General features: G+C 43.2%; 13 protein-coding genes. All 13 read left to right on the plus strand.

Going from position 1 to position 21492, the window contains the following annotated elements; all coding sequences use genetic code 11:
* Positions 1-5 precede the first annotated feature (5 nt).
* The 13 genes from ptsP (at position 6) to LGZ99_RS00240 (ending at position 21417) form a co-directional block, all read left to right on the plus strand.
* The gene (gene ptsP / locus LGZ99_RS00180) at positions 6-2252 is read left to right on the plus strand and encodes a phosphoenolpyruvate--protein phosphotransferase (protein ID WP_036837300.1); all 2247 of its coding nucleotides are present in this window, start codon (positions 6-8) and stop codon (positions 2250-2252) included.
* 75 nt (positions 2253-2327) lie between these two features.
* Positions 2328-3203 (plus strand): prolipoprotein diacylglyceryl transferase, encoded by an 876-nt coding sequence (gene lgt, locus LGZ99_RS00185; protein ID WP_023044052.1) that lies wholly within the window; start codon positions 2328-2330, stop codon positions 3201-3203.
* Positions 3200-3994 carry a thymidylate synthase gene (thyA, locus tag LGZ99_RS00190; RefSeq protein WP_023044051.1) on the plus strand — a complete coding sequence of 265 codons (795 nt, stop codon included), beginning with the start codon at positions 3200-3202 and terminating at the stop codon, positions 3992-3994. The genes lgt and thyA overlap by 4 nt, the downstream gene beginning before the upstream one ends.
* Positions 3995-4199: 205 nt before the next feature.
* Complete coding sequence (locus LGZ99_RS00195; protein ID WP_235184651.1) at positions 4200-4370, plus strand: hypothetical protein; 171 nt, start codon at positions 4200-4202, stop codon at positions 4368-4370.
* Positions 4371-4997: 627 nt separating this feature from the next.
* Complete coding sequence (locus LGZ99_RS00200; protein ID WP_262978772.1) at positions 4998-5513, plus strand: prepilin peptidase-dependent protein; 516 nt, start codon at positions 4998-5000, stop codon at positions 5511-5513.
* Between the two features lie 42 nt (positions 5514-5555).
* Positions 5556-6143, plus strand: a complete 588-nt coding sequence (locus tag LGZ99_RS00205; protein ID WP_021323528.1) for a prepilin peptidase-dependent protein — start codon at positions 5556-5558, stop codon at positions 6141-6143.
* A gap of 5 nt (positions 6144-6148) precedes the next feature.
* A complete protein-coding gene (locus tag LGZ99_RS00210) occupies positions 6149-6616 on the plus strand; it encodes a YgdB family protein (RefSeq protein WP_023043314.1) in 468 nt (155 codons plus the stop codon).
* Positions 6613-6999 (plus strand): prepilin-type N-terminal cleavage/methylation domain-containing protein, encoded by a 387-nt coding sequence (locus LGZ99_RS00215; RefSeq protein ID WP_021323527.1) that lies wholly within the window; start codon positions 6613-6615, stop codon positions 6997-6999. Before LGZ99_RS00210 ends, LGZ99_RS00215 begins: the two co-directional genes overlap by 4 nt.
* Positions 6977-10348: an exodeoxyribonuclease V subunit gamma gene (gene recC / locus LGZ99_RS00220; RefSeq protein WP_023043315.1), complete on the plus strand. Its 3372-nt coding sequence runs from the start codon at positions 6977-6979 to the stop codon at positions 10346-10348. The genes LGZ99_RS00215 and recC overlap by 23 nt, the downstream gene beginning before the upstream one ends.
* Positions 10349-10363: 15 nt before the next feature.
* Positions 10364-13252 (plus strand): pitrilysin, encoded by a 2889-nt coding sequence (ptrA, locus tag LGZ99_RS00225; RefSeq protein ID WP_262978773.1) that lies wholly within the window; start codon positions 10364-10366, stop codon positions 13250-13252.
* Complete coding sequence (gene recB / locus LGZ99_RS00230) at positions 13252-16857, plus strand: exodeoxyribonuclease V subunit beta (protein ID WP_262978791.1); 3606 nt, start codon at positions 13252-13254, stop codon at positions 16855-16857. The genes ptrA and recB overlap by 1 nt, the downstream gene beginning before the upstream one ends.
* A complete protein-coding gene (gene recD / locus LGZ99_RS00235; RefSeq protein ID WP_021323525.1) occupies positions 16857-18710 on the plus strand; it encodes an exodeoxyribonuclease V subunit alpha in 1854 nt (617 codons plus the stop codon). Before recB ends, recD begins: the two co-directional genes overlap by 1 nt.
* A gap of 634 nt (positions 18711-19344) precedes the next feature.
* Positions 19345-21417, plus strand: coding sequence for a TonB-dependent receptor (locus LGZ99_RS00240; protein WP_036837290.1), 2073 nt, complete (start codon positions 19345-19347; stop codon positions 21415-21417).
* Positions 21418-21492 lie beyond the last annotated feature (75 nt).

Consider the following 21492-nt stretch of genomic DNA (forward strand, 5'->3'; position numbering starts at 1 on the left):
GTTCCATGCTTATGCGCTTGCGGGAAATTGTTGAAAAAGTTGCTATGGCAACCAATCTGGCCGAAGCGCTTGAGCTATTGGTGAATGAGACTTGCCTGGCGATGAGCACAGATGTGTGCTCTATCTATCTTGCTGATCATCAACGGCAGTGTTATTACCTGATGGCAACCCGAGGATTGAGGAAACCCCGGGGCGGAACTATTAGTCTGGCATTTGGTGAGGGAGTCGTTGGACAAGTTGGTCAATTATCTGAACTGATTAATTTGGCGGATGTACGCAGTCATCCGAGTTTCAAATACCTGCCTCAGGTTAAGGAAGATAACTTCCGCGCTTTTTTGGGAGTTCCCGTTATTTATCGCCGTCAGTTGCAAGGCGTTCTGGTCGTTCAACAGCAGGAACAACGTTTGTTTAATGAGACCGAAGAATCCTTTATGGTGACGCTTGCGACACAGCTGGCCGTGATTCTTGCTCAGGCGCAGACCAAGGGTTTGTTTGGTCACTACCGGCAGACCCGAATTAAAGCATTGGCGATTTCCAGTGGCATCGTCATGGCCCAGGGTTGGCAGGATTGTTCCCAGCCTTCACTTGAACAAATTTTTGAAGCATCAACCCTTGATCATGCTGCGGAACGCTCTCGTCTGATTCAGGCGCTTGAAGATACGATGGCGGAATGCCGGCGGCTCAGTAAGCGTTTTACTACCGGCTCTCAAAAAGAGAGTGCTGCGATTTTTGATCTCTATTCCTACCTTTTGAATGACCCTCAACTGAAACAAGATCTGTTTTCTTGTATTGAGCAGGGATTTGTCGCGCAATGGGCGGTTAAACAAGTTATTGAGAAATACGCAGAGCAATTTGCCGGCTTACAGGACGCTTATATGCGGGAAAGGGCATCGGATCTGCGGGCGCTTGGACAACGATTACTGTTTCATCTGGATGATTCACCGACTGTCAGCCATCAGTGGCCTGAATGGTTTATTCTGGTTGCTGATGAACTGAGTGTTAACCTATTGGCAGAAATGCCGCAGGAAAGATTAGCAGGGGTTATTGTTCGTGATGGCGCGACGCATTCACACTCTGCCATATTGGTTCGTGCGATGGGGATCCCGGCCATTATGGGGGCTGATATCCAGCCGGAACTCCTGCACAATCGCATGCTGATCCTTGATGGTTTCCGCGGAGAGATTTTTATTGAACCTGAGCCGCTGATTTCTCAGGAATATAAACAGATCATCGAAGAAGAAAAAGCACTTAGCAAACGGGCTGAAGGGGATGTTGATCAGGAAGCGCGGCTCAAAAGTGGTGAGCGTATTCTTGTTCAGCTTAATGCGGGTTTGAGTCTGAAATATGAGTTACATATAGGCAATAATATTGATGGTGTTGGCCTCTATCGAACCGAAATACCCTTTATGTTGCACTGTGGTTTCCCTTCAGAAGATGAACAAAAAGCCCGTTATCAGGAGATGCTGCAATTATTTCCTGATAAACCTGTGGTATTGCGTACACTTGATATTGGTGCGGATAAACAACTGCCTTACATGCCCATCAGCGAAGAGAACCCTTGTTTGGGGTGGCGCGGTATACGGGTGACATTGGACCAACCGGAAATTTTTCTTATTCAGCTTAGGGCTATGCTCAGAGCGAATGTTAATAGCGGTAATTTGAAAATCCTTCTGCCAATGGTCACCAGCATGGAAGAGATTGATGAAGCTAAGCGGTTGATAGACAGAGCTAAAGAGGAAGTTGAGCAAATTCTGGCGCATCAGATACCTATGCCGCAGCTTGGCGTGATGATAGAAGTTCCTTCGGCTATTTTTCTTTTGCCACAACTGAAGAGCAGAGTCGATTTTGTTTCTATTGGAACCAATGACCTGACACAGTATTTGTTGGCCGTGGATCGAAACAACACCTACGTCGCTTCCCTTTATGATTGTCTACATCCGGCTGTGATTCGGGCATTAAAACTAGTATTTGAAAATAGCCGGCAAGCAGGTCTTGCTATCAGTATCTGTGGTGAAATGGCGGGTTCTCCTATGGGTGCCTTGCTATTAATTGGCCTTGGCTATCGCAGTTTGAGTATGAGTGGTTGTAGTGTGCCAAGGATTAAATATTTATTACGTCATCTGGAGATAGTTCAGGTTGAGCAGTTAATGACTGAAGTATTACAGGCTGAAACCAGCGTAAGAGTAAAGGAGCTGTCAGCAACGTTTATGGAGCGGCATGGGATTGGCGGTTTGGTCAGAGGTGGAATTTAATCCGTTTAACGGCCTGTGCTATGATCCGTAATCATTTGTCTTAGGGTATTCATTTTAAATATTAAGTGGGGAACGATGAGTAACAGCTACCTGGCATTTCCTAATATTGACCCGGTTATTTTTTCAATAGGCCCCATATCCCTTCATTGGTATGGTTTTATGTACTTGGTGGGGTTTGTATTCGCCATGTGGCTGGCGACACGCAGGGCCGCGAAACCCAATAGTGGTTGGACAAAAAATGAAGTAGAGAACTTGCTCTATGCGGGATTTGTCGGCGTCTTTGTTGGTGGCCGTCTTGGCTACGTACTGTTTTATAATCTCCCTGCCTTTCTTGATAACCCGCTTTATTTGTTTAAAGTTTGGGATGGAGGAATGTCTTTCCACGGTGGGTTGATGGGTGTTATCTGCGCAATGTGGTTATTTGGCCGCAGAACTAAACGCCACTTCTTAAAAGTTGCTGACTTCATTGCACCGTTAGTCCCTTTTGGCTTAGGAATGGGGAGAATCGGTAACTTTATTAACGGTGAATTGTGGGGGCGTGTCACATTGGATACACCGTGGGCTATGCTGTTTCCAAGCTCCCGTAGTGAAGATATTGCACTGGCAGCAACTGACCCGTCACTGTTATCAATACTTGAACAATATGGCGTTCTTCCCCGTCACCCTTCACAACTCTACGAAATGGCGTTAGAGGGGATCGTCCTGTTTATTATTTTAAATTTATATATCCGTAAACCTCGTCCAATGGGCAGTGTTTCCGGTCTGTTCTTAATTGGCTACGGTATTTTCAGGATAATAATGGAATTCTTCCGTCAACCAGATGCACAACTGGGTCTATTCGATGGAATCAGCATGGGACAGATTCTTTCTGTTCCAATGATCCTGGCGGGAGTTTTAATAATGATATGGGCATACAAACACCAAGGTAATAAGGTACAAGAGATAAAATGAAACAGTATCTGGACTTAATGAAAAGAGTGCTTGAAGAAGGCACTCCGAAAGCAGACCGCACCGGGACGGGGACTGTCTCCATTTTCGGGCATCAGATGCGTTTCAATTTGCAGGATGGTTTCCCGCTGGTGACAACTAAACGTTGTCATATCCGCTCAATTATTCATGAACTTCTCTGGTTCCTGAATGGTGATACGAATACTCAATATTTGCATGATAATAGTGTCACTATTTGGGATGAATGGGCGGATGAAAACGGCGATTTGGGGCCTGTGTATGGTAAGCAATGGCGTGCATGGGGAGCGGCAGATGGCCGCCAGATTGACCAACTGAAAACGGTGCTGGAACAGCTTAAAAGCGATCCGGATTCACGCAGGATCATTGTATCGGCCTGGAACGTCGGTGAGCTGGATAAAATGGCATTAGCGCCATGCCATGCTTTCTTCCAGTTTTATGTTGCGGATGGCAAACTTTCCTGCCAGCTTTACCAGCGTTCCTGTGATGTATTCCTTGGTTTGCCGTTCAATATTGCCAGCTATGCATTGTTGGTTCATATGCTGGCACAGCAGTGTGATCTGGCAGTGGGCGATTTTGTCTGGACTGGTGGTGACACTCATCTTTATAACAACCATATGGAACAGACACAGTTACAGCTCAGTCGTGAGCCGCGTTCACTGCCAAAGCTGGTCATAAAGCGTAAACCGGAATCACTTTTTGATTATAAATTTGATGATTTTGAAATTGTCGATTATGACCCGTATCCAGGAATAAAGGCACCGGTTGCTATTTAGTTGTTCGGTTATTAGCAACAAATCTGGGGGGAGACAATTTATTATAAATTGTCTCCCTTTTGATTTTGATGATATAAATACAGACTCGCAGAAGTAGAGAAAAAAAACCATAAATACTATTTCTCAGAAAAAAGTCAGAGATCTGCTCAACAACCCTGAATATTTCGAGAGTAGTATGTTTGTCACTAATAAAGAGGTATCTAAATTGATTATTCAACCAGTAGCGGAAAGTGAGAGAGAACTGGCCGATAGAAACACGGAACAACAGGCGATAGCGTTGCTCAAAATCACAATGTTGTCGAAGAAAGATATTATAGAAGGTAGAAAAATAACCCCTGAAGAAGCACTTTGCAGACGCAGGGAACGTCGGGTGTGACATATACCCTTCATCTTTCAAATTGCTGCTTTGTTGGCTGCGTTCACTTACCCCAGTCACATCGTTATCTATGCTCCTGAGGATGCGTTCACTTGCCGCCGCGCTGCAACTTGAAATCTATTGGGTATATAAAGTTTAAAAAAATTCTTTTGTTACTCAATTAATTGAGGGAACAGATAAAGCTAATCGATAAAAACTGCACTAGAAACCTTAAAACGTGTATTCAAGGCTTTTATGTGGGTTACTGTCAGCGACCTCGTTCCACCCAGAATTGTGATACGAGGGAGGTTTTCCCGATTTCGTTTTTAAGGTCGGCTTGTTTAAGGCCGTGTTTTAGTAATCGGTTAGTTTGTCGTATTTTGCGTGGGATACGATATGTGAAGAGTTTTTTTTGATTATATTTATGAAACTTCTTCCTTATATCCATATAAGATTACAATGCATGACAATAATAATAAACAAAAACGTCTATTCTTATTGATTTTTGCGAGGCTCTACGCAATTTAAATGTAACAATAATATGTTGTTATTTTTTTATTGATGCACTCTCGCATAAAATTCAATTATGTGTTTACTCTGTTTTTAAAATAAATAGAATGTTTTACGAAAGGATGTAAGGAATTGTTAATGGAAAATAACATTAATATAATTGGTAGTTATAATATTGATAATCAATTAGGTTTTTCCTTATTGGAATTGATGATTGTTATTGTTTTAATTTCAATATTTTCTTTATGGGGGATACAGGAATGGGGTGATCATCAGGAAAGAGCCAGGTTACAGGAGTCAGTACAGAAAGTATTGACATTTATCGCCAGGCAACAATCTATGGCAAATTATCTGAATAAAGAGGTGGTGTTGTGGCTGAAAACGGGAAAAGAGTGGTGTATAGCGCTTTCTAGATCTGCACTTGCTGATTGTGATTTCGAGAATGTTGAGGGTATAAAATCATCCTATCAGGATGTTGTTATAAGTTCAGCAACTAAGGAGCAGATAGAGTTTCATGGAATAAGAAACACGATGATGCCAGCGAGTTTTATCTTGGCTAATTCCGCCGGTGAAATATCAGTTATTTTTTCTTCACGAGGAAGAGTAAGATCATGTAGTAATAATAAGTTTAATAGTATCCCAGCGTGTGGTTAATTATGCTTTTTCTTATAAAATAAGTGATACTCTATTGTAATAATGGAACATAAAAACCAATCTGGAATGACATTGTTAGAAGTGATTGTGGCAATGGCTATTGGCACTATTATTTTACTGGCGATTGCCAAAAGTTACCCGGTTTTAACCAGACAAATAATGGAGTTATATCAGCGATATCGTTTAGGATATTTCGCTAAACAAACATTGCATATTATAGAAAAAGATATTCGCCGTGCAGGATATTGCCAGCATTATTGCGATGGAAAGCCAATATTAATCAGTAATAAAAATGATGAAAGTGAGGATTCATGCCTGATTATTGCATACGATCTTAATGTAAATAACCAATGGGAGCCACCAGAACACAATGAATCAGAATTCTTTGGCTATCGTCTTAGCAATAAGTCAGTGGAATGGAAAAGAGGTGCGGATAGCTGTCAGGGAAATGGCTGGGAAAGGCTATTTGACCCAAATGAGATAGTGGTAGATTCATTTAAAGCAGAAAAATTACCAACAAAAGATGGTTTAGTTTTTATCAAATTGACGCTTATTGCACATTGGTTTAAACATCCATCAATAAACTACCAATATCAGGCAGTAATACGTTTGCGCAATATCAGGGGATAAGTACCGTGACTGAGCATTCTCCAAATGTCTGCCTGCAATTTCAGCAAGGAAATGTATTGTTGATTTCAGTGCTGATGTTGCTGGCTGTGAGCCTTATGATGTTGAAAGCTTTACATCATCATTTGGATAACGCATTAATCATGATGGTTGATGAACGCAGATATTTAAAAGCTTTTCAGCAAGCAGAATCTGCATTGGCATGGGGAATGGCTCAGTCATGGCTACTTTATAGTGATAAAACAGAAGAGTGGTATTGCCTGCAACAGCAGGAGTTCCATCTGACAAGTTGTTTAAAAAGGTATTCAAGTAATTTTTTTCTGCTGAAAGGTGTGGCGGAAATGGCATCTGGGCAATCTGTCGGATTGTATCAATGGATGAAATTAATCTCTTCTGGTGGAAGTGATTCTCTTATTCCGGTAGAAAGCGGTTGGTTGGATTTCTGTCCCGAGGCAGATACGGGGTTTTGTTTATGAAGCCAGATCTTTTTCAGGTTAATCAATCAGGGATGAGTTTGCCCGAAGTTATGGTCGCCGTTATGGTCTTTTCTGTCTCTTTACTGGGATTAATGCGTTATCATCAGGCGTTATTATTTGGATTTCAGCAACATTGGCAACAATCAAAGGCGGACAAATTATCTTATGGATACCTGGAACAATATGAATTAATTGCAGGTCAAAGTGTTTTAGCAGAATTAACATTGCCACCGGGATGGCACGCTGAATTTCAGACGGCATATCAGTTATCTGATTGTTATCAGCTTACAGTTATAGTGACAACGCCTTATAATCAGCAAAGTAAAGCAAGCCGGTGGATTTGTTCAAACGGGAGTCCTGATGTTCAAGGTTTATCATTCTAATCAGTTAGATCTTCTTAAAGAGCTGATAACAATACTTATCGGAGATAATCCACTGACTGATCCGTTTGAGCAGGAAGTCATTCTGGTACAAAGCCCAGGAATGTCACAGTGGCTGCAAATCCAACTGGCTGAAAGCATTGGCATATCAGCCAATATTTCGTTTCCGCTTCCGGCTACTTTTATCTGGGATATGTTTACCAAAGTATTGCCTGATATCCCTAAAGAAAGCGCTTTTAGTAAAGATGCCATGACATGGAAACTGATGGCGTTATTGCCTCAATTATTGCCAGAAGCGGAATTTGTCGCACTCAGGCACTATCTTGATCAGGATTTTGATAAACGGAAAATTCATCAATTGGCCGGGCGGGTTGCTGACCTGTTTGACCAATATCTTGTTTATCGCCCGCAATGGCTGGAAAGCTGGCAGCAAGGGCAGCTTATTGATGGTTTGAGTGATAATCAGTTGTGGCAGAAGAGATTGTGGCTGGAATTAACGGAATATACCCACCAGCTACAACAACCTCAATGGCATCGGGCTAACTTGTATCGCCGTTTTATTTCGATATTGGAAAACAGTGCTGAGCTTTCACCTTGTTTACCGAAACGGGTATTTATCTGTGGTATTTCTGCTTTGCCGCCTGTTTATTTACAAGCCTTACAGGCACTGGGACAGCATATTGATATTCACCTGATGTTTACCAATCCATGTCAATATTATTGGGGAGATATTCAGAATTATGCTTTTCTGGCAAAACTGAGCAGCCGTAAACCGCGTCACTATAAAAATAAGCAGGAACTGGAATATTTCAAAGATCCTGGCAATGCTCAATCACTGTTTAACGATGAAGGTGAACAGGATATCAGTAATCCCTTGTTGGCGTCATGGGGGCGATTGGGGCGTGATAATCTTTATTTATTGTCGCAGCTTGAGCAAAGTTCGGATGTTCACGCTTTTGTTGAATTAGAACAAGACAACATGTTACATCAGCTGCAAAGGGATATTCTCTATCTGGAGGATCATGCTCAAATTGGCTCAACAAAAGAAACATTTGAAAATAGCCTGCAAAAACGGCTGGTTAACCCTTCGGATCGTTCTTTTTCTTTCCATGTTTGCCATAGCCCTCAACGGGAAGTGGAAGTTTTACAGGATCAGCTTTTAAGGTTACTGGAAGATAATCCATCACTGACGCCAAGGGATATTATTGTGATGGTCGCGGATATCGACAATTATACTCCCTATGTTCAGGCGGTATTTGGTAATGTCTCTGCTGAACGTTATATTCCATTCGCAATTTCTGATCGTAAAGCCCGTCAAGCACATTCAATTTTGCAGGTATTTATTACACTGCTTGATTTACCTCAAAGCCGTTTTACAACTGAGCAGGTTTTAGCATTGCTGGAAGTTCCGGCACTGGCGAATAAATTTGAGATTCATGAAGATGGTTTACGTTTATTAAGGCGCTGGGTGGAAGAATCCGGTGTTCGCTGGGGGCTGGATGACGACAATGTGGAAGAGTTGTCCTTGCCGGTGACAGGCCAGCATACATGGCGTTTTGGACTGACCAGAATGTTGTTGGGTTATGCCATGGATAGTCGGTCAGGTCCTTGGAAAGAGGTCTTGCCTTATGATGAATCCAGCGGCTTAGCGGCGGAGCTTGCCGGTCAATTAGCTGAGTTTTTAATGCAATTGAGCTACTGGCGCAAAATTCTGGGTGAGAGCCAGACGTTAATGGGGTGGTTACCTGTCTGTCAGCAATTGCTGGAGGCATTTTTCGTCGCAGACAGTGAAACTGAATTAGTACTGGCAATGATAGAACAGCAGTGGCAGAAAGTGATAGGCAATGGTTTGAATGCCCATTATCAGGAAATCGTGCCACTGGTTCTGTTACGGGATGAATTGGCTCTCCGGTTTGATGATGAAAAAATAAGTCAGCGTTTTCTCGCTGGGTCTGTCAATTTTTGTACCTTGATGCCGATGCGTTCTATCCCCTTTAAAGTTGTCTGTTTATTGGGAATGAATGACGGTATTTATCCCCGTTCAATTCCGCCGCTTGGGTTTGACCTGATGGCAGAAAAAAGCCAAAGGGGGGACAGAAAACGGCGGGATGATGATCGCTATTTATTCCTTGAAGCGCTGATATCCGCTGAACAGTTTCTTTATATTAGTTACATTGGTAAATCCATTCGTGATGATACGGAATGCAATCCTTCCGTGCTGGTTAATGAATTGCTGGATTATGTTTGCCAGAGTTTCTGCTTGCCAGGCAATGAAAAACTGAACGTTGATGAAAGTGCCGCTAATATCAGAAAACATCTGTTATCTCTTCATACCCGGGTTCCATTTGCGCCGGAGAACTTTATACCGGGCAGTTACCAACAAAGTTATGCAGAAGAGTGGCTACCGGCAGCGACTGAGCAAGGTGCTGCATATTCTGAATTTTGTCAGCCTGTCGAAACGGAACACATTCGGGACATTACACTTGATGATTTAATCCGCTTTTACCGTCATCCCGTTCGGTTTTTTTTCCAGCGTTGTCTGAAAATAAATTTTGTCATTGAAGAAACAGAGTTACCTGAGGAAGAACCTTTTGTTTTGGATAACCTGCAACGTTATCAATTTAATCAGCTATTGTTGAATACACTCATTGAACAACAATCGCCTGATCCGCTATTCAACCGACTTCGTGCGGCTGGAGGGCTGCCTTTTGGTGCTTTTGGTGAAGTTTATTGGTTGAAGCAGCAAAAAGAGATGCAACCGCTGGCGGATAAAATTCGCGAACAGCAAATGGAGACTTTCTCTGTCGATTTACATCATGATTTAGGGCAAGTCATTCTGACAGGGCGAATTAATAAGGTACAGCCGGATGGTTTGCTGCGTTGGCGGCCGGCTAGTTTGACTGCAAATGATGGTATGCAGTTGTGGATTGAACATCTGGCTTACTGTCTTGCGGGTGGTAAGGGAGAAAGCCGCAGTTATGGACGCGATAACAGCGAATGGTGCTTTGCCCCGGTACCGTCAGAACAAGCGGAAGATTACCTGAAGCAATTGGTTGAAGGTTATCAGCGCGGAAGATCAGTACCTTTGCCCTTGTTTTGTAAAAGTGGTTGGGTGTGGCTTTCAACATGTATGCATAAAGAAACGGGTGAGATTGATTGCAGTGATGAAATTCAATCAAAAGCTGAAAGCCAGTTACTGAAAGTATGGCTTGGGGATCAAGGACGCAGAGGGGAAGGTGACGATCCTTATGTTCAGCGGGCTTTCAGGCAAGCTGATAAATCATTTTTAGCAAAACTTAAACAGGAAGCGCTCAGTTATTTGTTACCGATAGCGCGATATCAGAACACATAGGGAGAATATCCGATAATGCATAAACATCTTGTCCGTATGCTTGCTGTGATGTTCCTGCTTTTTTGGGGAACGGCAGGTTATGCGCAAACACAACAGTGGCAGCCACTGCAAGAGACAATTTATAAAAGTGAAAATGATCACCGTCAGTATCAGGGAATCAAATTGGCAAACAATATGACGGTTTTGCTGGTGTCTGATGAGAAGGCGACAAAATCTCTGGCAGCGGTGTCGATTCCGGTTGGGAGTATGGAAAACCCTGACAGCCAGCTTGGGCTTGCACATTATCTGGAACATATGGTTCTGATGGGATCTGCGCGCTACCCACAGTCGGGTAGTTTATCTGAGTTTCTGCAAAAGCACGGTGGTAGCTATAACGCCAGCACCGCCTCTTACCGTACGGCTTTCTACCTTGAGGTAGAAAATGAAGCGTTAGCTGATGCCACAGATCGTCTGGCTGATGCACTGGCTGAACCGCTGCTTGACCCGGTAAACGCAGATCGGGAGCGAAACGCGGTCAATGCGGAACTGACAATGGCGCGTTCTCGCGATGGGATGCGGGTTGCCCAAATACGCTCAGAAACTCTGAATCCTGCTCACCCAAATGCCCGTTTTTCTGGTGGTAATCTGGAAACACTGAAAGATAAACCGGGGAGTCAATTACAAACAGAACTGGTGGATTTCTATCAGCACTATTATTCAGCCAATCTGATGAAAGGTGTCATTTACGGTAATCAGCCTATTGATAAACTGGCTCAAATTGCAGTTGATACTTTTGGCCGGATACCGGACAGAAAAGCGAGCGTGCCGGCGATTACCGTCCCGGCAGTAACGGAAAAAGAGAAAGGAATTATTATCCATTATGTTCCTGCTCAACCGCAAAAAGCGTTGCAACTGGAGTTCAGTATTGATAACAACAGTGCTGATTTTCGCAGTAAAACCGATGAATATCTCGGTTATATGATAGGTAACCGCAGTTTGAATACATTATCAGACTGGCTGCAATCTCAGGGGTTGGCTGAAAGTATCAACGCAGGTGCGGCACCGATGATTGACCGCAATAAAGGCATCTTTTTTATCTATGTGACGTTGACAGATAAAGGACTTGAGCAGCGTGATCAGGTTGTTGCGGCTATTTTTGCTTATATTAATTTGTTAAAGCAAAAAGGCATTCAGAAAAGCTATTTTGATGAGATCGCTAAGGTTTTGAAGCTCTCTTTCCAATATGGCTCTATCGTTCGTGATATGCATTATATCGAATGGTTATCGGATGCTATGTTGCGAGTTCCTGTTGCCAATGTACTGAATTCCGGCTATGTGGCTGATGATTATAATCCGAAAGCAATTGCCAGCCGGCTTGCTGAGTTGACGCCTGAAAACGCCCGTATCTGGTATATCAGCCCAAAGGAGCCGCATAATAAACAGGCTTACTTTGTCCAGGCGCCTTATCAGGTTGATCGAATCACATCACAGCAGCAGTCAAAATGGCAGCAGTTAGAGGAACAGATGAACTTTTCTCTGCCGGAGCCAAATCCTTATATTCCTGACAACTTGAAACTGATAAAAGCAGGTAAAAGCCAGAAGTATCCTGAGATGATTCTTGAACAGCAGAATCTCCGTTTGTTCTATATGCCGAGCCAATATTTTGCTGATGAGCCTAAAGCCAGCATCGTTCTTGATTTGCGCCATGCAGAAAGTCTGAATAGCGCCCGTAAGCAGGTAACTTGTTCTTTGCTTGATTATTTGGCGGGGCTTTCCCTTGACCAGCTTGGTTATCAGGCTTCCGTTGCAGGAATGAGCATCTCCAGTGGTGCATCGCAGGGATTGCAATTAGGCGTCAGTGGCTACACTCAGAATCTGCCGCAACTCTTAACCTCTTTAATCAGTAATTACATGGCGTTTACGCCAACCGAGAGTCAACTGGAACAAGCTAAATCTTGGTATCGCGAACAGATCGAGGTTTCTAATAACGGTAAAGCTTATGAAATGGCTATGCAGCCATTGAAGCGCCTTTCTGGGGTGCCTTACACGGAACAATCTGTTCGATTGAAAGAGTTGGAAACCATCACTGTTCAGGAGATTGTTGACTATCGTCATGAGATGATCAAAAACGCTGCTTTGCAGATGATGATCATTGGAAACCTGACCGAACAGCAGAGTAAAGTAATTGCTGAATCTGCCCATCATCAACTGGCGAATCAAGGAAGTCACTGGTGGAGTGGGAACAAGGTGGTGATTGATAAAAATTACCCGGTTAATTTCCAGCGTGCCGGCAGCAGCACCGACGGTGCTTTAGCCGAAGTTTATATTCCGACTGGGTATGACCGTATAGAAGGTTATGTTTATTCCAGCTTGTTAAGCAATATGCTTCAGCCTTGGTTCTATGAGCAGCTAAGAACAACGGAACAATTGGGGTATGCGGTGTTTGCCTTCAATACCAGTGTTGGGGAACAGTGGGGGTTGGGTTTCCTGCTGCAAAGTAACAGTAAACAACCAAAATACTTGAATCAGCGTTATCTGGATTTCTATCAGAAAGCAGCGGATAAACTGAAAGCGATGTCTCAAGCTGATTTTGAGCAGTACAAAAATGCGCTGATTAATGAAAGGCAGCAGCCGCCACAAACTTTCTATGCCGAAGTTGCCCGTTTCTCCGGTGATTTTAGCCGCAATAACGTTAGCTTTGATAGCCGAGATAAAATGCTTGAGGCACTAAAGAAAACCACACAGAAGCAACTGATTAATTTCTATCGGGATGCGGTAATCAAACATCGCGGACTGTCATTTATTTCCCAGGTGATTGGCAAATCAGCAAACCCGGATGGGTATGCGAAATTGAAAGGTTGGAAAACCTATCATAATGTCACTGAACTTCAGAAACAGTTACCTGTTGAGGTAAGGGCTCAGTGATCACAGAGATATCTGTCCACAGGCTTAATGCATTAACTCTACCGCTGAATGGTCAGCGGCTGATCGAAGCTTCTGCCGGGACGGGTAAAACCTACACCATTGGCATTTTATATCTCCGTTTGCTACTTGGATTGGGGAAAGATGCCGCTTTTCCTCGGCCTTTAAGCGTGGAAGAAATTCTGGTGGTGACGTTTACTGAAGCAGCAACAGATGAGCTGCGTGGTCGTATCCGTGAAAATATTCATAAACTTCGCCTGGCTTGTATTCGAAGCGAAGTCGAAGGCGCAGAACCCGACTATCAACAGCTACTGGATGAAATCCCGGATAAAGAGCAAGCGGCTATTTGGTTGCTGGCCGCAGAACGGCAGATGGATGAAGCCGCGATTTATACCATTCATGGTTTCTGTCAGAGAATGTTGGCGCATAATGCTTTTGAATCTGGGATTTTGTTTGAACAGACATTAATTCAGGATCAACATCCATTGGAAAAACAAGGGTGTGCTGATTTCTGGCGGCGTTACTGCTATCCATTGCCGTTGTCAATGGCAATGGTCATCAGCCAGGAATGGAGTGGGCCGGAAGCGCTGTTAGCTGAATTACACCCTTATTTACAAGGGGATATGCCACATATTATTGATGCGCCAGACAGTGATGAAACGCTGTTAAGCCGTCATGAGAAAATTATCCAGTTGATCAGCGGTGTTAAATGCCAATGGAATGAAATTGCTGGAGAATTACATGATTTGATCGCGGGCTCTGGTGTAGATAAGAGAAGTTATAGTAGTAAGCACTTACCAAATTGGCTGAACAGAGTCACTGATTGGGCTCAGGAGCCTACAGAGGATTATCAATTGCCAAAAGAGCTGGAGAAATTTCGGCAGTCGGTATTAGTAGAAAAGACAAAAAAGGGAGACGTCCCTGAACACTCACTTTTTGTGGTTATCGATGATTTATATCAGCAACCACTTACTTTACGTGATTTGATTATCTCCAGAGCGATTATTGAAATTCGTCAGTCAATCCGGCAGGAAAAGTCAATGCGCGGTCAGATGGGATTTGATGATTTACTAACCCGTCTTGATGATGCTTTGAAAGGCCCAGGTAGTGATTTGCTTGCTCAAACTATTCGCCAGCGCTATCCGGTTGCGTTGATTGATGAGTTTCAGGATACCGATCCACAGCAATACCGGATTTTCCATACCATCTATGGCGATCAGCCTGAAAATGGGTTGCTATTTATCGGCGATCCTAAGCAGGCTATTTATGCATTTCGTGGTGCAGATATTTTCACTTATATTCGTGCTCGCTCTCAAGTAAGTGCTCACTATACTCTGGAGACAAACTGGCGCTCGGCCTACTCAATGGTACAGGCAGTGAACAAGCTGTTTATGCGTTCAGAAAATCCATTTTTGTTTGAACAAATCCCTTTTATTGAGGTTTCCGCGGCAGAGAAAAACCGAGGGCTTTCTGTTAGTTATGACGGTCAAGAGCAGGCAGCGTTGAATTTCTGGTTACAGCCAGGAGAAGGTATTTCTACCGGAGATTATGAACAAACGATGTCACGGCTTTGCGCTGCACAAATTCGTGATTGGTTGCAGGCTGGTAGTGAAGGACGTGCTCTGTTGCATAAGGGAGATGATTCCCGGCCTGTGGCTGCTGCCGACATTACTGTTTTGGTGCGTAGCAGAAAGGAAGCCATACTGATCCGTAGTGCGCTTAACTTGTTATCTATTCCTTCTGTATTTCTTTCTAACCGGGAAAGTGTATTTGATACCGCAGAAGCAAAGGATATTCTTTGGCTACTGCAAGCGGTGTTGTCGCCAGAGAAAGAACGCGTTCTGAGAAGTGCGCTTGCCAGTGGTTTGTTTGGTTTGACTGCTTGTCAGATAGACAAGCTGAATCATGATGAAAAGGCGTGGGATCATTTAGTTGATGAATTTGATGGTTATTTCCGCCTGTGGCAACGCCGTGGTGTGTTACCGATGTTACGAGCGGTAATAGCAAACCATCATATTGCTGAAAATTTGCTTGTCAGTTATGAGGGTGAACGGCGTTTGATGGATGTGATGCATATTGGTGAGTTGTTACAGGAGATATCTCTACAACTCGACAGTGAACATGCGGTTACTCGTTGGCTGGCTCAACAAATATCTCATCCTGATCCACAGTCGGAAAACCAGCAAGTGCGGCTGGAAAGCGATCGCCATTTGGTACAAATCTGTACTATTCATAAATCTAAAGGCTTGGAATATCCGCTGGTATGGTTGCCATTTGTCTGTAATTTCAGGGCGCAGAAACAGGCGATATATCATGATCGTACAAATTTTGATGCTTGCCTTGATATTTTCCCTGATGAGGAAACGATCAAACTGGCGGAAGAAGAAAGGCTGGCGGAAGATTTGCGTTTGCTTTATGTCGCATTGACACGCTCTGTTTACCATTGCAGTGTCGGTGTGGCTCCACTGATAAAAGGCAATAAGAAAAAGGCCGGGGATACTGATCTGCATCAGTGTGCTCTGGGTTACCTGCTCCAAAAGGGAGTTAAAGGTGATGCTGATTTTCTGGCGAAATGTCTTAAAGAATTAAATGGGGATGGGATTATTGTCTCCTCAATCAGTGATACTGATGATAATCCATGGAAATCACAAAGCCAAAATGATTTATTGCTGTCGGCAAGGCAGTTTAATCGCAGGATTCAGGATGATTGGCGGATCACCAGTTATTCTGGTCTGCAAAACTCTGCTGTTTATCATGGCAATACTTCTCCCCGTATTGCTGGGGAAGAGACTATTGAGGTCATTGTTCAGTCTATCGCGCCAAAGTTGGATGTTGATGCCAGTGGTGAAAAACAAATAGCAGAACAACCAGAAATGACACCACATACGTTTCCACGGGGAGCCTCTGCGGGGACTTTTTTGCACTCTATTCTGGAAGAGCTTGATTTCAGCCAATTGCCTGATGAGAAATGGTTGGCGGAACAACTGAAATCAGCCGGGTTTGATGAACACTGGAGTGGGGTATTACAACAGTGGATGGCAGATATTTTTACGACTCCATTGAATGATGAAGGTATACAGCTTGCAGAAATTCCGCTTCATCACCAACAGGATGAAATGCAGTTTTATCTGCCGGTTGAACAACTTTTGCGATCTCAGGAACTGGATGCGGTGATGCGTCGTTACGACCCTGTTTCTGCCCGCTGTTCTCAACTGGAATTTCAGCAGGTGAAAGGGATGCTGAAAGGGTTTATTGATTTGGTCTTCTGTTGGCAAGGCCGGTTTTATGTACTGGATTACAAATCAAACTGGCTGGGCGAGGGGAGTCAAGCTTATACCCGCGAAACGATGGAAACAGCCATGATTGAGCATCGTTATGATCTGCAATATCAGATTTATACACTGGCACTGCATCGTTACCTGCGTCACAGGTTGGCTAATTATGATTACCAGCAACATTTTGGCGGTGTGATTTATCTGTTCCTGAGGGGAATAGATAAACAACAACCGGGGAATGGTATTTTCAGTTGTCGCCCTGCGGCTGAGTTTATGGATGCTTTGGATCTGCTTTTCCGTGGTCATGAACAGCCTGAGAAAGAGAAAAATTGATGATTTCGTTATTACGACAGGCAGTAGATCTCCGGCTCCTGCGTTCATTGGATTTACAGTTTGCTCATACATTGATTGAGGATGAAGATCCTGTTCTGTTGCTGGTAATGGCGTTGTTGAGTGCTGAAACAGGTACCGGCCACGTTTGCCTGCCGGTTAACCGGATAACACCTGAACATTTTTTTGATGGGCGACATCGTGAATTTGCGGAGCAGTTATGGCAGGTTGCGGGAAGACCTGATAAGCAGAGTTTACTGGTGGCACTGGAAAACTGTGCTGCCGTCAGTAGTGGTTTTCAACCAACGCCTGTTGTGCTTTCGCATGATCGACTCTATTTGCAGAGGATGTGGCAAAGTGAGTGCCAGGTGGCCGCTTTTTTCTCCGCTAATCAATCAACCGATGGTATTCAGGAAGCGCAGCTGAGAACTATTCTGGATGAATTATTCATACTGTCCGGTGAAACAGTGGATTGGCAAAGGGTGGCTGCCGCTGTAGCGGTGACTAGCAGAGTTTCGGTTATCTCTGGTGGGCCGGGAACCGGAAAAACGACAACGGTTGCTAAATTATTGGCTGCCTTAATCAAACTTAATCCGGATAAAAAGCAGGTTATCCAACTGGCGGCTCCGACGGGAAAAGCGGCTGCCAGATTGACTGAATCTCTTAACAGTGCTGTTAGAAAATTGTCTCTAACAGAGAAACAGTTTGAATCTATGCCAGATCAAGCGCAGACGATTCACCGGTTGTTGGGCGCTCAACCTGATAGCCAGCGATTGCGCTATGACCGGGATAACCCATTGAATCTGGATGTGCTGGTGGTGGATGAAGCTTCAATGGTGGATTTACCCATGATAGCCAGGTTGATTGACGCATTGCCACCCAAGGCGAAAATCGTTCTGCTGGGTGACCGTGATCAACTGGCGTCAGTGGAAGCTGGAGCGGTGTTGGGCGATATTTGCCGTTTTGCTGAATTGGGATACAGCGTTGTAAGAGCAGAACAGCTAAGTCGGTTGACGGGATGCCATTTGGTTGCAGGCGATCAGGAAAACGCTCCAGAGGTTCGCGATCGTCTGTGCCTGTTGCGTAAAAGCTACCGCTTTGATGCAAATTCGGGAATTGGACAACTTGCCGCGGCAGTTAATCAGGGAAAGAGTCGGGAAGCGCTGTCTATTCTGCAACAGCCATTGGATGATATCTGTTTCTACCCATTGTCTGGGGATGAAGATTATCAGCGGTTGCTGACAGAAACGGTATCGGGTTACCACTCTTATTTGCAACTGGTGGCAAAGCAGGCACCTGCAAAAGAGATTCTGGCTGAATTTAACCGCTATCGTCTGCTGTGTGCACTCAGAGAAGGGCCATTCGGTGTCAGTGGGCTTAACGAGCGAATAGAACAGCTATTGCATCGTCAGGGACTGATCCGTCGCCCTGCCGGGGTTTTCAGCCGTGGTTATGCAGGCAGGCCAATCATGATTGCCCGTAATGACAGCACACTGGGACTGTTTAATGGCGATATCGGCATTATGCTCAGGGATGAAAATAATGAGCTGCGTGCGTATTTTCAATTGCCTGATGGGCAGATTAAAGGGATTCAGCCGAGTCGTTTGCCACAGCATGAAACCGCGTATGTGATGACAGTACACAAATCCCAAGGTTCAGAATTTGAGCATACGGCTTTGGTATTGCCAACGCAGTTTGTACCGGTTGTCAGCCGTGAACTGGTCTATACGGCGATGACCCGCGCCAGAGAAAAGCTGACTCTTTATGCATATGAGGCGGTATTGCGTCAGGCTATCCAGACGCCGACTCAAAGGCGAAGCGGGCTGGCTGAACGGCTTAGTCAGCAAGTGGATTAGCGAGAAACATCGGTTTTTTGTGACAGTTTTAGAGTGGAGCGGGGAGTAGCCACTGTTTCTATTGTTAGAAAAAATGAGTCGAAGTGATGGCTGCACGTTTATTATCAGTAAATTTGAGTTTGATTTATTGGATATAATAGCGTCAGGCTGATGATATTAACAATACGCCGTATCTATATATTTCTCTATTTTCATCATTATTGTGTATTTATACTGGATAATAATGAAATGCTTGAAATATATTGAGTGGACAAATAATTATTTTATATTGCCTAGATTTACTCTTTACTATAAAAAACAGTAAATAAAATAGCCTAATATCAATAGGGATTTAAGTATTTGAGCATGTTCTGTGTTTTGGCAAGGGCTCAGTTTGTGTCTTAGAGCTGAATAATTTAACCGCCTTAACAAATTTGGATAATAGTTAATCTTAATTAAAACAATAAGTTGAATTAAAAATTGAGGTGTGTTATTTTCTTCACAATGACAATAATGCAAGTGGTTATCATTTGCATTTGCATTTTTTTTTAGTTGTTTATATAATTCCTCAAGTTTTTTACTAATGGATGGTAAAAGCGTTTTTGCCGGTATTACTGAATGCCTATACCAGCTTCTTCTTGGAGATTAGCTATCTATGTTAAAGCATAGCGTAACCACTATTGCTGTGTTATCTGTTTTTTATTCTCATCAGAGTTTGGCAAATAAAAATAGCAAAACCGATTCGTTGGATACTGTTGTTGTAACTGCGGAGAAAGTTTCTGCGGATCAGCAAAAAACAGCAATAAGTATGACGGCATTATCTGACTTTGATATTGAGCGGAAAGGGATTGAAAACTTTTATGAAGTTGTTTCAGAAGTTCCCAATTTATATATGATAAAAGCAGGTAACCCATCTGATGCTGGGTTTATTTCATTGCGGGGTGTGACGCCTGGAATGGAAGGAGAACAAGCGGTCGGTTTCTTTACTGATGGTGTGTATAGCAGTTCATTTGATACCGAATTACTGGATATTGAACGCGTTGAAGTATTACGTGGCCCACAGGCAACATTATATGGCCGAAATACTGAAGCGGGGGTGATTAATATCATTACCAAAGATCCCGATCCGGTAACGGAACGGAAACTTGGTTTCTCATATGGTAATTATAATCGTTTGCAGACTACTGCTATTTTAGGTGGTGGTATTGATGAATATGGCGATTGGTCTTACCGTACAGCATTACGTTATTTGAATAGCGATGGCTATTTTAAACGAGATTATGATAATAAAAAGAATATAAATGATGTTAATGATTTTAACGGCAGATTTAAGATCCGCTGGCAGCCATCAGATGGGCCGTGGGATATTATTACTACATTTGATGCACAAAACCGCAGAAACGGAAACGCCTCATTTGCACCGCTCGATAAAATCAAGAGAGGGACAAAATCGATAGATTCTGACTATGCAGGTAAATCAGACGCTAATATTTATAAAGGATCTATTAAAGCGGTCTATCAATGGGATCGTATGGATCTGACTTCAATTAGTGCATATACTTCAGAAGATAAAAAAGATTATCAGGATCTCGATTTTACTCGTAAATCATATTCAAAATTATTCATTGACCGCAAACAAAATTATTTCTCGCAGGAATTACGTCTTAACTCCAAAAATACCGGGCCATTTAACTGGCTGGTTGGTATGTATTACTTTAATCAGGATGATAAATTAGATATTGATTACAGGATGTTACCGTTCGATTATCAGGTTAAGAATACCAACGTTAAGACCAATAATTATGCTCTGTTTGGTAATACCAGTTATTATCTGACGGATAATGTAGAGCTGGTTGCTGGGCTGCGTTATGACTATGAGAAAAAGAATCTGAAATTCATAAAGACAGGAAATTTCTCGGGAATGACGGGAGAAAATCTGACTGATAACCTCTCGTTTGATGCTTGGTTGCCAAAAGCTGGAGTCAATTATTATGCTACGGATAACGCTATGTTATATGCCAGTATTGCCCGTGGTTATAAAAGTGGAGGGTTTAACAGTTTGGCACCGAAGGATCAGCGTCGTTTTGATGCTGAATACACAACCAACTATGAAATTGGTCTGAAATCAGAATGGTTGGATAAGACCGTGCGCTGGAATACCTCATTATTTTGGATTGACTTTACCGATCAGCAGGTTGAAAAGCAATTTTATCCCGAATCCATTACCCAGAATGCAGGGAAATCAATCAGTAGAGGGCTTGAGTCGGAAATTTCTTGGAGAGTAATTAAGGGGCTGACATTATCTGCTAATGCAGGTTTCAATGATGCTCACTTTACTGAGTTTAAAGACAATATTTATGAAAAAAAGGGTAGCAAAATTGTAGGCGTTACGGATTATAAAGATAAACGTCCGGCAAATACGCCAAATTATACTTATGGCGTTGGTGTAGATTACAGTTTCCTGGACGGATATTTTATCCGTGCTGATTATAATGTTGCCGGTAAAGTTTATTTCGATAATGCTAATACTGAGAAGCAGTCTAATTACGGCTTGTTGAATCTTCGGGCTGGATATGAGACGCCAACTTACGATATTACGTTATGGGCAAAAAATCTGTTAAATAAGACTTATGTTACTCGTGCATTCCCAATGGCTGGAGAGAACGGTTGGTATGGTCGTGCAGGGGAGCCTCTGACTTTTGGTGCGACAGTCAATGTTAAGTTCTGATAAATAGTAAACTTAATGATTATACAGACCACAACAACAATCCCTGTTGTGGTGGTCTATAAGAGTAGTCAAACT

Origin of the sequence: Photorhabdus temperata, from assembly GCF_025384845.1 — a bacterium.
Lineage (GTDB): Bacteria > Pseudomonadota > Gammaproteobacteria > Enterobacterales > Enterobacteriaceae > Photorhabdus > Photorhabdus temperata.

Excerpts from the sequence above, each read along its gene's own strand:
- ptsP (WP_036837300.1), top strand. The coding sequence starts at position 6 with ATGCTTATGCGCTTGCGGGAAATTGTTGAAAAAGTTGCTATGGCAACC.
- lgt (WP_023044052.1), top strand. The coding sequence starts at position 2,328 with ATGAGTAACAGCTACCTGGCATTTCCTAATATTGACCCGGTTATTTTT.
- thyA (WP_023044051.1), top strand. The coding sequence starts at position 3,200 with ATGAAACAGTATCTGGACTTAATGAAAAGAGTGCTTGAAGAAGGCACT.
- LGZ99_RS00200 (WP_262978772.1), top strand. The coding sequence starts at position 4,998 with ATGGAAAATAACATTAATATAATTGGTAGTTATAATATTGATAATCAA.
- LGZ99_RS00205 (WP_021323528.1), top strand. The coding sequence starts at position 5,556 with ATGGAACATAAAAACCAATCTGGAATGACATTGTTAGAAGTGATTGTG.
- LGZ99_RS00215 (WP_021323527.1), top strand. The coding sequence starts at position 6,613 with ATGAAGCCAGATCTTTTTCAGGTTAATCAATCAGGGATGAGTTTGCCC.
- recC (WP_023043315.1), top strand. The coding sequence starts at position 6,977 with ATGTTCAAGGTTTATCATTCTAATCAGTTAGATCTTCTTAAAGAGCTG.
- ptrA (WP_262978773.1), top strand. The coding sequence starts at position 10,364 with ATGCATAAACATCTTGTCCGTATGCTTGCTGTGATGTTCCTGCTTTTT.
- recD (WP_021323525.1), top strand. The coding sequence starts at position 16,857 with ATGATTTCGTTATTACGACAGGCAGTAGATCTCCGGCTCCTGCGTTCA.
- LGZ99_RS00240 (WP_036837290.1), top strand. The coding sequence starts at position 19,345 with ATGTTAAAGCATAGCGTAACCACTATTGCTGTGTTATCTGTTTTTTAT.